At 57.5% G+C, this 15,520-nt stretch carries 7 protein-coding genes and 7 pseudogenes; 6 read left to right on the plus strand and 8 right to left on the minus strand.

Going from position 1 to position 15,520, the window contains the following annotated elements:
* Positions 1-360: 360 nt before the first annotated feature.
* The gene (locus tag SGP1_RS13250; protein WP_011411317.1) at positions 361-1,980 is read right to left on the minus strand and encodes a peptide ABC transporter substrate-binding protein; all 1,620 of its coding nucleotides are present in this window, start codon (positions 1,978-1,980) and stop codon (positions 361-363) included.
* A 181-nt stretch (positions 1,981-2,161) separates the two neighbouring features.
* Here SGP1_RS13250 and mpaA point away from each other — a divergent pair.
* Positions 2,162-2,817, plus strand: a pseudogene (mpaA, locus tag SGP1_RS27545) (murein tripeptide amidase MpaA); the annotation flags it as partial.
* An 18-nt stretch (positions 2,818-2,835) separates the two neighbouring features.
* Here mpaA and ycjG read toward each other — a convergent pair.
* A pseudogene (gene ycjG, locus SGP1_RS27550) lies at positions 2,836-3,629 on the minus strand (L-Ala-D/L-Glu epimerase); the annotation flags it as partial.
* Positions 3,630-3,777: 148 nt separating this feature from the next.
* Between ycjG and tpx the strand changes: the two are divergent.
* Positions 3,778-4,284: a thiol peroxidase gene (gene tpx, locus SGP1_RS13265; protein WP_011411318.1), complete on the plus strand. Its 507-nt coding sequence runs from the start codon at positions 3,778-3,780 to the stop codon at positions 4,282-4,284.
* Positions 4,285-4,357: 73 nt separating this feature from the next.
* Here the strand turns inward: tpx and tyrR are convergent, their stop codons facing one another.
* The 6 genes and pseudogenes from tyrR to pspA all read right to left on the minus strand — a co-directional run bounded on the left by tyrR (position 4,358) and on the right by pspA (position 10,373).
* Positions 4,358-5,929, minus strand: coding sequence for a transcriptional regulator TyrR (gene tyrR, locus SGP1_RS13270; RefSeq protein ID WP_011411319.1), 1,572 nt, complete (start codon positions 5,927-5,929; stop codon positions 4,358-4,360).
* Positions 5,930-6,111: 182 nt separating this feature from the next.
* A pseudogene (locus SGP1_RS13275) lies at positions 6,112-7,103 on the minus strand (YcjF family protein).
* Positions 7,100-8,475, minus strand: a pseudogene (locus SGP1_RS13280) (YcjX family protein). Before SGP1_RS13280 ends, SGP1_RS13275 begins: the two co-directional pseudogenes overlap by 4 nt.
* A gap of 583 nt (positions 8,476-9,058) precedes the next feature.
* Positions 9,059-9,367, minus strand: coding sequence for a PspC domain-containing protein (locus SGP1_RS13290; protein WP_050747933.1), 309 nt, complete (start codon positions 9,365-9,367; stop codon positions 9,059-9,061).
* Positions 9,368-9,416: 49 nt separating this feature from the next.
* Positions 9,417-9,637 (minus strand): annotated as a pseudogene (gene pspB, locus SGP1_RS29785) (envelope stress response membrane protein PspB).
* Between the two features lie 80 nt (positions 9,638-9,717).
* A pseudogene (gene pspA, locus SGP1_RS13295) lies at positions 9,718-10,373 on the minus strand (phage shock protein PspA).
* A 188-nt stretch (positions 10,374-10,561) separates the two neighbouring features.
* Here pspA and SGP1_RS13300 point away from each other — a divergent pair.
* The 4 genes and pseudogenes from SGP1_RS13300 (at position 10,562) to SGP1_RS13315 (ending at position 15,378) form a co-directional block, all read left to right on the plus strand.
* Positions 10,562-11,461 (plus strand): annotated as a pseudogene (locus SGP1_RS13300) (sigma 54-interacting transcriptional regulator).
* Positions 11,462-11,794: 333 nt separating this feature from the next.
* A complete protein-coding gene (locus SGP1_RS13305) occupies positions 11,795-12,880 on the plus strand; it encodes a hypothetical protein (protein WP_158302390.1) in 1,086 nt (361 codons plus the stop codon).
* Entirely contained in the window at positions 12,873-13,400 is a 528-nt protein-coding gene (locus SGP1_RS13310; protein WP_148203503.1) for a hypothetical protein, read from the plus strand. The genes SGP1_RS13305 and SGP1_RS13310 overlap by 8 nt, the downstream gene beginning before the upstream one ends.
* A 937-nt stretch (positions 13,401-14,337) precedes the next feature.
* Complete coding sequence (locus SGP1_RS13315; protein ID WP_011411325.1) at positions 14,338-15,378, plus strand: hemin-degrading factor; 1,041 nt, start codon at positions 14,338-14,340, stop codon at positions 15,376-15,378.
* Positions 15,379-15,520: the final 142 nt, after the last annotated feature.

Consider the following 15,520-nt stretch of genomic DNA (forward strand, 5'->3'; position numbering starts at 1 on the left):
ATCACCGTTCGCAGTCAGTCAGAAAGGACGCATGACCTCTCCCTCTCTATCACCGGCGACTTGCCCACCTTAACAGGCGTACGCAATAGCAGCTAGGGTAAATGATACGGAATCAGCGCTTTGGCTGAGGGCTGAGGGCTGAGGGCTGAGGGCTGAGGGCTGAGGGCTGAGGGCTGAGGGCTGAGGGCTGAGGGCTGAGCAGACTATTTGGTGGTTTGCCTGGTAGCAAATGTCGCAAAAGTGCGTCATCCAGAGCGCGACGGCGCCCCGGATGTGCAGTGCCGCTGCCAACGGCTCACGGCAGGGTGACAGATTAAACGCCGCGCCCCGCGCCAACGACACGGCCTGCTCGCCTGACCGTCAATGTTTCACCACATAGAGCGTCTGACTGTAGGACAAGTCTTCCGGGTTGGTGATGATCGGATACCCTTTCAGCCAAGGCTTAATCAGGCGGCCATTGGTGAACTGATAAATCGGCGCAATTGGGGCCTGCTCGGCAATCATGGTCTCTGCTTTATTGTAATCTTCACTCAGCCGCTGCGGCTGCGTTTCCCGACTGGCCTTCTGTAACAGCTTATCGTAGGCGGGATCACTAAACTTGGCGATGTTACCGCTATGGGTTGAGATCAGCAGCGATAAAAAGGTGGAAGGCTCGTTGTAATCGCCGATCCACGATGCTCGCACCACGTCAAAATTACCGGTATTGCGGCTATCGATATAGGTTTTCCATTCCTGATTGACCAATTTGACATTGACGCCCAGAGTTTTTTTCCACATCGACGCCACGGCAATAGCGATCTTCTGATTACTTTCCGACGTGTTGTACAGCAGGGTAAGGGTCAACGGTTTATTCGGTCCGTAACCGGCGGCCTGCATCAGGGCCCGCGCCTGGGCATCCAGCTCTTGCTGGCTATGCTGCTGCAAATAACTAGCCGCGGGCGTGAAGCCGACCGTTACGTCAGGGGTAAAATGCCAGGCCGGTTTTTCGCCAGAGCCGACCACTTTGCCGGCGATGATCCGCCGGTCAATAGCGTAGGACAGCGCTTTGCGCACCCGTACGTCTTGAGTGGGCCCCCGCCGGATATTGAAGGCATAATAATAGGTCCCCAGCTGGTCCGGCGTGTATACCTGATCGGGGATCTGTTGCAATAACTGCCGGTAACGGTCTTTGGGAAACGATTCGGTAATGTCTATATCGTTGGCCATATAGCGGTTAAGCGCGGCAGATTCGGCGCTTATCGGCACGAAGGTGACCTGCGTCAGCACTGTATGCTTATGATCCCAATAATGAGGATTTGGGGTAAGGACCAGTTTCTCATTAACCACCCGCTGACTGAGAACAAACGCGCCGTTGCCAACCAGATTACCGACGCGTGTCCATTCCTGACCGAAGCGTTCCACCGTGGCGCGGTTCACCGGGAACAGGCTGAAATTAGCGGTCAAGCTGACGAAATACGGCACCGGTTTATCCAGCGCCACTTTCAGCGTGTAATCGTCCGGCGCGCTAACGCCCAATTGCTCAGCGGGCACCTTGCTGGCGATAATATCAGCGGCATTTTTCAGACCCGTGAGCTCGGCAAACCAGGAAAAGGTGGAATGATTGGCGGGGTCAACGAGCCGGCGCCAGCTGTAAACAAAATCCTGCGCCGTTACCGGCTGCCCATTCGACCAACGCGCGTCACGCCGCAGGTGAAACACAAAACTCTGGTTGTCGCTGGTCTGCCAGCTCAGCGCCACACCGGGAATTGTCTTACCCGTGGCGTCCTGATTGACCAGCCCTTCAAACAGATCGCGATCAACCTGCGCCTCAACCAAACCGACGGCTTTAATCGGATCCAGTGAGGAAGGCTCGTCTTTAATATGGCGTACAACATGTTGTACTTCCGCCAGCACAGTACCGGGGGGTATCGTGGCGGCGTGCGGGGTGCCGCTAACAGCGGCGAGCAGGAAGGCGCAAACTGCAAACGGAAAACGCGGCATAAAGTGTTCCTTAGCGCTATGGCCGATTCCGGGCTAACCCCATCGGCGTTCGGGCAAAATACCCTGCGGAAACTAACACTGCGGGACATTTTTCGGTAAAGTGTTCGCTGTTAATATAACTGATTATTTTCTGGCGGGAAACAGTATGCAATCCTTTCGGCCCCTATCCTAGCGCGGCGCCTTGCCATCGTTGGGACAATCTTATGGCACATCAGTGCTGGGCGCGCCGTTGCTTTATCACCCTGCGACGCTTCCGGCGGCAGCCTGCGGGCTTATCATCGCCGGCACGCACGGCGATGATACCGCAAGCGTGACCGCTCTCTCCTGTGCCCTGCGCACGATTGATCCCGGCGCGCTGCGCCATCATCTCATACTGGCCGTGAATCCGGACGGCTGCCGTTTCGGCCTGCGCGCCAACGCCCGCGGGGTGGATCTCAACCGCAATTTTCCGGCGGCGGAGCGGCGAGACGGTGCATCGTTGGAACAGCGCGGCGGAGGCACGGAATGTGGCGCTCGCAACCGGCGATAAAGCGAGCTCTGAGCCAGAAACGCAGGCGTTGTGCCAACTGATTGACGAACTGCGTCTCGCCTGGATCGTCAGTTTTCACGAACCGCTGGCCTGTATCGAGCAGGCGCCGGCGTCGCCCCGCTGGCGCACCATTTGGCGCAGACGTCCCACCTGCCTCTGGTAGCGAGCGTAGGATACCCGACGCCAGGATCGTTAGGCAGTTGGTGCAGCGATCGCGGGCTGCCGTGCATTACCGTCGATTACTGGTCATTTCAGCCAATGCGGCTACCCTTGATTATCTTGATGCAATGGTGGCACTATTAACCTATACCGCCGCAGCGCTAAGCGCGCGCCCGCTGCGCCAGCAGGAGCGCCTCGGTGAGGCCACCGGTTTTGTCCAGCTTGATATTAATCATTTCATAACTGCCCTGCAGCAGGGCCAATTGGCCGCGCGTATGGCAACTTTCATCGGCGCAGATGGGTAGAGGATGGATAAAATGTTGCAGCGCCGCGTCATGTTCCGCGGGCAGCGGTTGCTCCAGCAGCGCCACCCCCAAATCCGCGAGCAACTGGCAGCGCGTCGCCAACCCTTCCGGCTGCCAGGACTCATTGGATTCCACAATCAACGTGGCTTGCGGCACCGCCGCACGAATGGCCACCATGCATTCGGTTAATAGATGGTCGTCCAGTTTGACCTTGAGTAAACGCGCTCCCTGCTCCCAGCAGCGTCGCGCAGCCTCCGCCATCGTCTTGGTTCATCAATACCCAGGGTCTGCGCCATGGCAATCCGCGTCGGCAGCGCGACGCCCGCATATTCCGCCAACGTTTGCCCGGCGGCCTGCCGCTCCAGGTCCCATAGCGCGCTGTCGATGGCGTTGCGGGCAGCACCGGCGGGCAGCAATTGCAGCAAGACGTCCCGACTTACCCCCTGCTCAATACCGTGCAGAACACTGTTAATCTGGCAGATGACGTAGGCCTCGGTTTCACCATAGCGCGGATAGGGGGTACATTCGCCGATACCGTGCAGCCCGTCCTGCTCGATGTCCACCACTACCACCCGAGCTTCAGTACTCTCTCCGAGCGCGATGACGAACGGCGTTCGCAGCGGCCAGGCCTGCGGATAAAAACGCATTACTCTCATCGGGCATCCTCGGATCAATCAGCGTTAAATCAAAAGTATAGCGGTAATAGGACGCCTTTCGGCAGCAAAGAGAAGAAATTTCGTATTTCGGGGTAATTAAGCTTATTCTGTTAATGACTTGTACACTTCACCAAAAAGGATGCGATTCATGTCTCAGACTATCACCTTGAAAGGGCAACCTGTCACCGTAGCCGGGACGTTTTTAACGCTGGGAACCAAGGCCCCGGATTTTTTACTGGTCGGCACCAATTTGTCCGATGTCACCTTGAAAAGTTTTAGTGGTAAACGCAAGGTTCTCAATATCTTCCCCAGCGTCGATACCGGTACCTGCGCCACCTCCGTGCGTAAATTCAATCAGCTGGCAGGCCAGCTCGACAATACCCTAGTGCTCTGTATTTCGGCCGACCTGCCGTTTGCACAAAAACGCTTCTGCGGCGCTGAAGGGTTGGAAAAAGTCGTCGCCCTTTCCACCCTGCGCGATCCGCAATTCCGGCAGCATTATGGCGTCGCCATTGACGCAGGCCCGATGAAAGGCCTGGCGGCACGCGCGGTGGTTGTGCTGGATGAACACGACACCGTCATTTACAGCCAACGGGTCAGCGAGATAGCCTCAGAGCCGGATTATGATGCCGCGCTCGCCGCGCTGCAGGCCTGAGCCCAAAACGCCGCTTTCGTCAAAGTAAGCTGGCCGGCGGCGGCGCTGCCGGCTGAACGGCGACGCCAGCAGGTTAGACCGTGGTGTCATCATCCGTTTTTTTACCGTTTAAACCGTATTCACGTAATTTATTGGCAATGGCGGTATGGGAAACCCCCAGCCGTTTCGCCAATTTACGGGTACTGGGATAGGCACGGTAAAGGCGCGTTAGCACCGAACGCTCGAACCGTTTGCTGATGTCATCAAGCGAGCCGTCAAGCAAGTCATCCGTCAGCGGCAGCGCCTGGCCAAAGTCGGGTAAATCGATGTCCACAGCGCTCAATGCCGGCCCTTCACGCTGGGCCATTGCCCGGTACAGAGCATTTTTCAGCTGCCGTACGTTACCCGGCCAGGGGTAACGCGTTAATTTGGCGGCCAGATCCGGCGCCAATTGTGGTCGGGTAACGCCTTGCTCGTCGCAGAAGCGGGCAACAAACAGCGACGTTAACGGCATGATATCTTCGGGGCGATCGCGCAACGGCGGGATTGCCAGGGTAAGTACGTTCAGACGATAATACAGATCCTCGCGAAAATGGCCGTCCCGCACCAGTTCCAGCAAATTCTTCTGTGTGGCGCAGATGACCCGTACGTCGACGTGCATCTCTTTGTCTTCCCCAACCCGCCGGAACGTGCCGTCATTGAGAAAGCGGAGTAATTTATTTTGCATACGCGGGGACATTTCCGCGATTTCGTCCAGCAACACCGACCCGCCGTCCGCCTGTTCAAAAAAGCCTTTTTTACTCTCAAGCGCGTTGGGATAAGCGCCCGCGGCGTGGCCAAACAGTTCGCTTTCGGCCACTTCGTCGGGCAAGGCGGCGCAATTGAGCGCCAAAAAGGGCTGACGTCCACGGGCGCTGCGCAGATGGCAGGCGTGCGACAGAAGATCTTTACCGGTACCGGTCTCGCCGATAATCAGCAGCGGTGCGTCGAGCATCGCCAACTTGCGGGCATTGTTGATGACCTGGCGCATACGCTCGCTGCTCGCCAGCAGATGGCTGAACGCGTTGTCGTCGTTGACCGAATGGTCTTTCAATTGCCGGTCCATGCACAATGCCGATTTCAACATCACGACCCCTCCGACGGTGGCGGTATGACCATCGTCCCCGGGCAGTTGTACGGGCGTGATATCCAGCAGGAAATCCTGGCCTTGAATCACCACCCGTTCAGCGGCCGGCTGCGGCAGGGCATCTTCCAGCCAGCGATTGAAATCAAACCCGCCGACCAGCGCCGACAAAGATTGGCCGAGTAATTTCTCCCCGCTGGCATTAAACAGCAGAGCGGCCGCCGGATTGGATAACGCGATCCGGCCTTTCAGGTCGATGGACAACACGGCTTCCGGCATGGCGGACAGTATTGCCTGCATGGCGCGGGAGTCGCGTTCGGTGGGCATAAAAGCCACGGTCCGCACATCGGTAACGCCCTCTATGCGGCGAATTTCCGCCATAAGCGAACGAAAAAGATCAAATTCCAGCGGCGTACAATTAAGATAAACACGGCCGGTGGGGGTAATTTCGATGCCGCGTAAGTCGATTGAGCGGGAGACCAACAAATCCAATAACTCCCGCACCAGACCCAAACGGTCCTGACAAACTACTTCCAAACGCATGTATTGCCTCGCTCAAGCGATCAGGGTATCTGGGGCATATCATACTGGCCATTGCACCGCGGTTGAAGCTGTCTGTCACAAAAAGTTGACAGTATGGACAGTAAAGCGTCCATTCAACTCCAGCAGGTGGACCGACGCTTGTCCAGCGCCATTTTCAACTGACCCAATAATTCGCGTCGGAACTAGCCCAGGCGGGGTTTTTCCCCCGGCAGCCATGGCAGAGGCCGGCACAGCTCCATCGCCTTCAGTCCCAGCCGGGCCGTCAACAGCCCCGCCCCATCCCCTGCGCAGCGCGAGCGGACAGGCGAGCCGTCAGGTCTTGGGATACCAAGTCCATGCCGATTTCCCGTACCCATTCGCTGATACCGGCAAAGGCAATATTGACTAGCACCATACGGAACAGGCGGATGCGGCTAAAGTAGCCCAGATCAATGCCGTACAGCGCGGCAATGCGGTTAACCAAGCGGAAATTACGCCAGGCGATAAAGCTCATATCCACCAGCGCCAGCGGGCTCACGGCCACCAGCAGCGTCGATTCCGCCTCAAACCGGCTGATGGTGAATCGTACCTGGCGGTCAACAACCGGCTGTACAATTCTGGCATACAGCGCCAGGACTTCCCGGTCGCTTTGGCTATCATGCAACGCGGCCTGCCAGCGCTGTAGCGCGGGATGGTCGGCGCCGATTCCCGCCTGGGCGGCAAGCTGCTGGCAAAACGCCCGCCCCTCGCCCAAGGCATGGCTTTTCAGCAAGTCGGCCGCCCGATCGCGCTGCGCCACCCTCTCGCGCAACCGGTAGAGCCGGCGCCATTCACTACCTATCGCGCCGACGCCCGCCAGTACGAAGATGCCCCCCGCCGTCAGCGCGCCCAGGCTGAACCATTGCTGGTGTTGCCAGGCGCTGACGAAGGCGCCGATGCCTTGCGCAACGCTACTCAGTAGCAACAGACCTGCGCCCGCCACCACCATTCGCCGCCACAGGCTGCGTTTCGGCGTCAAGGCATAGGTAATCAGCGCTTCCGGCTTGCCACTGTCGTCCTCTTGTGCCTCCGTCGGCTGCGGTATAAACGCTTCGCCGACGTCATCGGTAAAGTGCCTGGCGGCGCGCAGGGGCGGCTCGGCAGGCATATCCAATGCCGAGTCGAAATCGATACGCGGTCGGATAGGATCGGTCATCGCAATTTATCCCCCAGCAAGAATTCGATGACCGCATCGATGCGAATATGCGGCAACGGCGCGTCAGTTTCCCGCGCCTGAGGACGAAAGGCCTCGAACTGAAAGCGCTGCCGTTGCCAAAAAGCGGGGCCTGGCAGACGTGCCAGCACTTCGCCCGGATAAAATGTCAGCGGCGCGCCATCCTCCAGCCGGTCCCCTTTGAGTGCCTGCAGGCTTTGCCCCTGGTGCATCACCACGCCATTGAGAGTGGACTGAATTGCCGCCACCCTCGCAATCCATACTGATGCCCTCAAAGGCGGCATTCTGCCAGGAGTCTTTCACCAACTGCTGTAATAGCGCTACCAGATTAGCGTGCTGATCCGCGGTGACATGATCCGCTTTGCTCGCGGCAAACATCAGCTTATCAATACAGGGGGAAAACAGGCGGCGATACAGGCTGCGCTTGCAGTAATGAAAGCTGCGCATTAACTGCGTCAATGCCAGGCGCATATCGTTGAAAGCGTCGGGGCCGTGATTAAGCGCCGCCAGGCAATCTACCAGCACGATTTGCCGGTCGAAGCCGCTGAAATGCTGTTTGTAAAAGCCTTTCACGACCTGTTGGCAATAGTAGCGATAGCGTTCGCGCAACATCCCGATGTTGCTGCGTTTATCGGCCTGGGCCAGCTGCCCTTCCTCCCTGTCCTCGCGTTGCGGCCAGGGGAAAAACTGCAGCGCCGGAGCGCCGGCCATCTCGCCGGGGAGCACAAAACGGCCCGGTTGGATAAAATGCAGCCCAGCGGCTTTAGCGCGCATCAGATAGTCGGTGTAGTCCTGGGCGATGGCCGCCAACACCCGCTCGTCGGCCGGCGCAGCGTGAAAGCCACGGCGCAGCCCAGGTTGCCCGCTCCTCCTGTAGCAAAACTAACATTTGCCGCGACCAGCTAAGATAATCCTGCTCCAGCATAGGCAAGTCCAGCAGCCATTCTCCAGGATAATCGACAATTTCCAGATACAGCGTACCAGTGTCTTTAATGTGCCGCCACAACGCATCCCGCGAACGATAGCGAAGCGCCAGCCGCATTTCACTGACGCCGCGGGTCGGCACTGGCCAGGCGGGGGCGAGCCGCTCAGCACGGCGATACCTTCATCATACGTAAAGTGCGATAACCCCAGGTTACGCTGCGGCACTCGCCGCACGCCTAATAACCGCGCGTCGCGGACAACGTTGAACAAGGGCAGCCGCGCACCATGGTTAGCTATGAGCAATTGATTTACCAGCGAGGTGATAAACGCGGTTTTACCGCTGCGGCTTAAACCGGTCCCCGCCAGCCGCAGATACCGCTCCAGCCCGCGATTCACCAGCGCGTTGAGTTTCGTTTTGCAGTCTTTTCATCGGTGGTTTACCTTTACTTTTCCCTGTCTCGTGACGTCACGGCGTGCGGCTATTGTAGCGAAAACCGTAACCTCGTCCGCTTTTTTTGCCGACATTACCCGCGGGTCGCCGGCTATACGGAAAGGAATGAGCCTAGGGTGAGAGGCTGGGCAAAGGTTACGGCTAACGGCGCCGCCGTAGGCGCGACGAGCACCACCTCCCCAAAAAGGACAACCTCGCTACACACGCACAGACGTTTGCCTGCGGCGCTGCACGCCTGAGCCTTTGGCGTCCCCACGCGCGGGCCCCCTGATACGGGGCCCGCGCCGCCAGTCAATGGCAGTGGGATGACTGGCCAGACGCGGCGGCACGACCGGAAACCCTCAGCGCATCACGACGTCGGATGGGAGCATTTGCTGGGGTAACGCGCGCGGAAGCGGCCGGTGTAATACGACGCGCCAAATAGTCAGCCCCCAGGGCTAACAGCGGCTGCAGCAGTAACCCGAGCGCGAGCCGCAGCGGGCGATGCGCGCTAATAGCCGGGTGCTTAAGGCGGCGGGTATCCGGCTCAATAACGCCAATAATATGAAACGGACAAGCGCGATCATAATTGACGGAGCCGGTTACGCAGGTTAAACGCCGGCGATGTGACATACCTTTCCACCCGACGCAACTGCCGTTCGCTATCGGCCAATAGCGCATCCGCGCGATCCAATTGCTGGCCGGGTGCCAACCCTTCGTGTCCCTGATAAGCTGACGGCGGCGCGGGCTCCAGCCAAAACGCCAAAATTCCATAGGCCAGCAGCGTTAACATAAACAGGCCAAAGATCATCGACAGCACAACAATAATCCTCACCAACCGCGTCGGGACGTCGAAATAGTGGGCAATCCCGGCGCACACCCCGCAGATCATGCCCTCATCGGGGCGGCGGTAGAGTTTTTTGCTTAAATCAACCGTTATCTTATTCCTGCCTCCAGTTAAGGTGTTCCGCGTCAAGAATATCTTCCAGCGCCTGCATGCGCTCGGCGTCGCGGGTGGCTGCATAAGCCGCTGCGTATCCTGCTGACCCAGGCGGCTTCCCTGTTGACGACGGCTGTTGTGGTGCAGCCATAACCAGACAGGCGCGACAAACAAGATAAAAATAGTCAGCGGTATGGCGAGCACGACTAGCAGGGCATCCATGATTTCTCCTTAAGTGATCTTTACATTCCGCAGGCCGCGGCGGCGCGTAGCAACACGTTTTCAGCCCGGCGGCACAGCGTTCAGTCGTGATGCAGCTTATTTTTCAGCGCCGCCAATTGCGCATTGATCTCGTCTTCAGCCTTCAGCTCGGCGAATTGCTGATCAACGAATTTCTGCTTGCCGAAACCGACGCTTTCCGCTTCCATCTGATCTATCCGGCGTTCAAATTGTTCAAAGCGCGCCATGGCCTGATCCAATTTACCGCTGTCAAGCTGGCGACGAATATCGCGCGACGACGAGGCCGCCTGATGGCGAAGCGTTAGCGCCTGCTGACGGGCGCGGGTTTCGGCCAGTTTGTTTTCCAACTCGCCGATCTCATACTTCATCCGCGTCGGGTCTCTTCGATAACCCTCACGTCCTGGCGCAGCGCCGCGGCAAGTTTCACCAAACGCTGCTTTTCCATCAGCGCGGAACGCGCTAAATCTTCTTTATACTTCAACAATGCCAGTTCTGCTTTGCTCTGCCACTCTGCCTGCTGAAGGTCGGCTTGCTCGATACGGCGTAACAACTGTTTCTTTTCCGCCAGCACCTGCGCGGACGTCGTCCGAACCTCTACCAGCGTATCTTCCATTTCTTGAATCATCAGGCGTACCAGTTTTTCCAGATCCTCCGCTTTATCCAGCAGTGCATTGATGTTGGCGTTAACGATGTCGGTAAAGCGGGAAAAAATGTCCATTATGATTATCCTCTTAAGATCGGGTTAAAAGTCTGGCTAACTCACACCGTTTGACTAATACATTTTTCGCGCCAACTCTCTGGTAAAAAATATCTAATTGATAAATATAGGATTTTAAATTTTATCTGTACTAAACTTCGGTTATAGTGGTGATAACCACTAACTGTTGGCGAAATTTGCTATGTCCAATTCCCCTCACTCATGACCCGCTGCTGGGTCAGTCGAATGATTTTCTGGAAGTCCTTGAGCAGGTGTCGCGCCTCGCCCGGCTGCAAAAAACCGTGTTTGTGATAGGGGAACGCGGCACCGGCAAGGAGTTGATTGCCCGGCAGCTGCACTACCTTTCGCCGCGCTGGCAAGGCCCCTTCGTTTCGCTCAACTGCGCTGCCCTTAATGAAAATCTGCTTGATTCCGAGCTTTTCGGCCATGAAGCCGGCGCGTTTACCGGCGCGCAAAAACGTCATCAGGGTCGATTTGAGCGTGCCGACGGCGGCACGCTTTTTCTCGATGAGCTGGCGAACGCGCCCATGATGCGAGCTGGAACGCGTCGGAGGCAGTCAGTCGCTGCAGGTGGATGTCCGGCTGGTCTGCGCTACCAATGCCGATCTCCCGGCGCAGACCGGCGATTTCCGAGCCGATTTGCTCGACAGGCTAGCATTCGATGTCGTGGCCCTACCGCCGTTGCGGTCCGCCCGGACGACATTATGGTGATGGCCGAACATTTTGCTATCCAGATGTGCCGCGAGCTGGGGCAACCCTTATTTCCGCGCTTCAGCGCTGAAGCGCGCCGCAGTTTGCTCGACTACGGCTGGCCGGGCAACGTGCGCGAGCTAAAAAACGTCGTTGAGCGTTCGCTTTACCACCATAACAATAGCGAACACCCCCTGAGCCAAATTATCATTAACCCTTTCGACGCGGTGCGTCTGACTCCCATTACGCCATCCACATCCTCTGCGCCGTCTCTGCCGCTGGATTTACGCGCCTGGCTGCTGCTGCAGGAAAAACAGTGGCTGGAGCAGGCACTGGCCCGCACGCATTATCAGCTGCGCGGCATGATGAAAAAACACGGCATCAAAGCCCGACCCTGATTGCGGCGGTCGTTCCGTGCTCTGCCCTGTCACGTATACATCATCTTGTTAACGCCTTATTTAACCGTTCGCTATTGCGCCGGGACAGAGAGCTTTTTAAAATCTGCGTGAATGAACTCATTGTATTCACCCACGCGGCGCTTTAGCCACTGGCGCCGCGTACGGACCACCGGCGTTCGATACCCCCAGCCATTGCAGACGTCGGCAGTCCCGCCGCACGACGATGATTATCGGATTTAACCCAGGTAGTGGTCAATTATGCCTGCATCGCTTCAACACCACCGCAAAACCACCGGTTTATTTCAGCATCACCAAAGGCGCAAAGAGCCGCCATTGCAGGAAGTTTTACACCATCTGGCGCAGCAACCCGGCGATACGGATAAATTCCGGTGGGCCATCGGTTGTCTGGGCTTTATTAGCATTATCACCCAAATCGGTACCGTTGCCGCGCAGCCTGAGCGATCGTCGGCGTTTACCGGCGGGAGGACCAAATCGCGTCAACCGACGGCGAATAGGGGTAGTTATGGCAATGCCACCGTTGATGCCGCCGGTCCTGGCCCTTGGGCGAAGCGCGGAATGACCGGCATGCGCGGTTTGACGGGCGATGGCTTACCGGCCGCCCTGGCTGCCGAGGAGACGTTGAGTGATGCAACGAATCAATTGAAACACGCTTTCGCCGACCCACCTCCGGAGAAAATTGCCCCGCGGACGCAGAAAAACACCGCGCGTTACAAGCGTCAACAGGGTACCGACCATCAGTTGCGGCATGCCGCCAATCGACATCACAAAGCACGGATCGAGCCTCTACAGCTTCACTCTGACGAGCCTGCCTGCCGTGATCTTGACGGCCCTCCCAGCCGCGTACCCGATGCTCTAAAACCGCTATTCTTCACGGCCGGCGCTTACGCTGACTTACCTGCGTGTCATGATTCAGACCCCCCCCACAGCAGTAGTCCCGCTACGGGAGAACATCACTTCGCCACGTCCGGCACAACCACGCCTTATCTGCCCTTACCAGTCGAGTCAGTGGTGGCAACCTCAACCGCCCTTACCTCCTGCTATATTTCCCAGAACAAGCACATCTGCAGGGTCACCAAAGCGGGGTTTTGGATTTTGAGCGGCTATTCAATGTACTGGCTATATAACTATGTCTCAACCGGCTGGCGTGGCGTACCGGCGAGTCCCCCGCACGCCGCAGATCTGCCGCACTACAGTCCGAACGCCATAGAGACGACACCGGCAGTGGTCAGGTCACCGGCGACAGAAGCCGCACCGGCGGCGCAAAAACGACGGCAACCCAAACCGGCGGCGGTGGCGTTACCGCAGGCGTCCACGGCAGCGAGAGCGGGTTCCTCATCCCTTCCCGCTCCAGGCCTGCCGACACGGCCCATCGATGGGGAAGCTCCGATGCTTGAATAAAATCATTTCTGCGGCGACGGCGACACCTGAGTCGCATAATCCCGCTGCATCGTCCACCGCGGCGCATCATAGCGGCGTGGCGCGCCCGGGGGTCCCCCTCTGGACAGAGATGATGCAACATATCAGGCTACACTACAGGCGCATCCACTATGATAACTTTATCGGCGACGAGCGCTGGCAAGCAATCAACCACGTCCAGGCCCGTGGCATGACGGAAGATTTTTTCACACATTACTTCGATCCGCTGCTGCGTGACATCTTTTCCACGATCGATCGCGGACAGGGCATTCCCCTGCCAACGCTCTTGGACAATATTCATTTGCGGCTGACAAAGGAAATGGCGGAATTGAGCAACCTGACCGCGCTTCTTGATATCGGCGTGATGGACGGCTTTGGGCGCCAGATAAATCAAATCCGCCAGACTCTGGCAGCCACATTTCCCGCAGCGCTTGTGAGCGTCCCTCCCGTGCCGATAACGACCGCCGGGCACGGGAAAGCGCCTTCGATAGGCAACGCGTAGACCACTCGCCGAACGGCCCCTTTCCTGAATGCGTTGATGGCCAGACTGCGGGCGCTGCCTGCTACACCAGGCTGAAGCGTTAAAAGAACGGGCCCTCCACGGCCTGCGCACCGTCTTTATACACAAGGACGCAGCGGATCGCTGCGTCTGCCGCGGGCACCGGTTGATCATTCCTCAACCGACAGCGAGCCGGTAATAAACAGTAGTATGAGCGAGGGCTTCGGGGGGGGGGCTCAGGCACAAGCATACCGATTGCCGACTCCGACGGCGACAAGGGCTAAGCGGGCCAACTGCCGGCTCCGGAAGCGATGAGGCTAAGCGAACCGGCTTATTGGCCGGCGACGCTATACGCTGGACAAAAAAAAAGCCAGCACCCTGCTGGCTAAATAATACTGGAAGCAATATGAGCAATGCCGTGCCCATCTGTCGAGGTAAGCCTCTTCAGCTGTAGCAAAAAAATGATAATAGTTATCAGTAGCGTTTGTAAAGCATTTTATTGAGAATACTTCTCATTCATGCAGCAACATTAGGGGCATTCGGCTTTGCAGAGTGGTGAAAAGCGGGCGTTTTTCCGCCTGGCCGCCCTCAATGCACCGCCAATTGCTACACAATCTAGGCACCGCTACCGCGGGACCCTACCTCTGCACCTGGCACTCGCCTGTCTTGACCCCATACTGCCTTACACCCGCAGTAACCCGGCTACCAGACGACAAATCGAAGTGACGTAAACGTTACGTAAACCCCACGTAAAACAATTTCTATTACTATTCATTTCATTAAAAATTATAACTATTATTATTATATATTGAAGATAGGGTTTGCTCCCACCCGATAGGGTTGGTACGCCGCGACGGGCATGCCGTCAACCGGCGGATAGCAGGGAAATAACCGCCTGTCCTTTATCTTGTTTGCTCCAACACATTTTAGGGAACGAAGTATGGAACTACGCTATCAACAATATTTGGCTCTGAAAGCCGAACATCCACACAAATATGCGCGTGATCTGGCCGCAATGGCGGGACTGAGAGAAGCTGAGCTTACCCTGGCGCGAGTGGGACATGATGCCTGCGCCCTACGGCCGGATTTTGCCACCCTGCTGCCGGCGCTCAGAGCCGTGGGGGAAACAAAAACCATAAACCGTAATGAGTACGCGATACATGAGCAGGTCGGCCAGTATGAAAATGTGAAGCTACAGCCCCATGTGGGCCTGGTGCTCAATCCCCGCGGCCTTGACTTACGCCTGTTCGCCGCGCAGTGGCAAAGCGTGTTTGCGCTAAACGAACAAACGCCCCAGGGGGAACTCCAGAGTATTCAGTTATTCGATAGCCAAGGGGACTCGGCGCTGAAAATTTACGCGACGCCCAATACCTCAAAAGCGGCCTGGCAAGCGCTGATTGAACGTTACACCGTCACCCTAGCCCCCGCGCTTGACCTCGCCCCCGAGCCGGTTGCCACCAATAGTCCGCGCCTCGACACGGCGCAAGTTGAGCAAGAATGGCGGGCGATGACCGACGTACATCAGTTCTTCGGACTTCTGAAGCGGCATGGCCTGTCCCGCCAGCAGGCTTTTCGCGCAGTCCCTAACAACCTGGCCTATCAGGTGGAGAACGACGCCCTGCGCGTTTTGCTGCCACGCCTTGAGGCAGCAGGCAATGAAGTTATGATTTTTGTCGGTAATCGCAGTTGCATACAGGTCTTTACCGGCCCTGTACAAAAGCAGGCGCCGATAGAAGATTGGCTTAATATTTTCAATCCCACGTTTACGCTTCACCTGCGGGAAGACACTATCGCAGAGAGCTGGGTTACGCGCAAACCCACCCGCGACGGCATGGTGACCAGTTTGGAGCTGTTTGCGGCCGACGGAGTGCAGATTGCGCAACTCAATGGCCAGCGCACCGAAGGCGAAAGAGAGCAGCGCCACTGGCGCCAGCAAATCGCCGCCCTGGACGGTGAAGGGGCGCACGCCGGCGCCGCCTAACGCGCTCGCTCGTCGCGCATTGCGTTTGCGTGACAGCGTCACGTTCCTCATATCACGGGGACCACCGTCACCGCCGCCTGTGTTTGACCGCCCTGTTTCCGCCCGCTGCCACCCTCGCTTAACGTCTACTCCAAGGCGACGC

The organism is Sodalis glossinidius str. 'morsitans' (assembly GCF_000010085.1).
In the GTDB taxonomy this organism is placed as follows: Bacteria; Pseudomonadota; Gammaproteobacteria; order Enterobacterales; family Enterobacteriaceae; genus Sodalis; species Sodalis glossinidius.

Coding starts and splice junctions, on each gene's coding strand:
- SGP1_RS13250 (WP_011411317.1), bottom strand. CDS start 1,980: ATGCCGCGTTTTCCGTTTGCAGTTTGCGCCTTCCTGCTCGCCGCTGTT.
- tyrR (WP_011411319.1), bottom strand. CDS start 5,929: ATGCGTTTGGAAGTAGTTTGTCAGGACCGTTTGGGTCTGGTGCGGGAG.
- tpx (WP_011411318.1), top strand. CDS start 3,778: ATGTCTCAGACTATCACCTTGAAAGGGCAACCTGTCACCGTAGCCGGG.
- SGP1_RS13315 (WP_011411325.1), top strand. CDS start 14,338: ATGGAACTACGCTATCAACAATATTTGGCTCTGAAAGCCGAACATCCA.
- SGP1_RS13290 (WP_050747933.1), bottom strand. CDS start 9,367: ATGATCTGCGGGGTGTGCGCCGGGATTGCCCACTATTTCGACGTCCCG.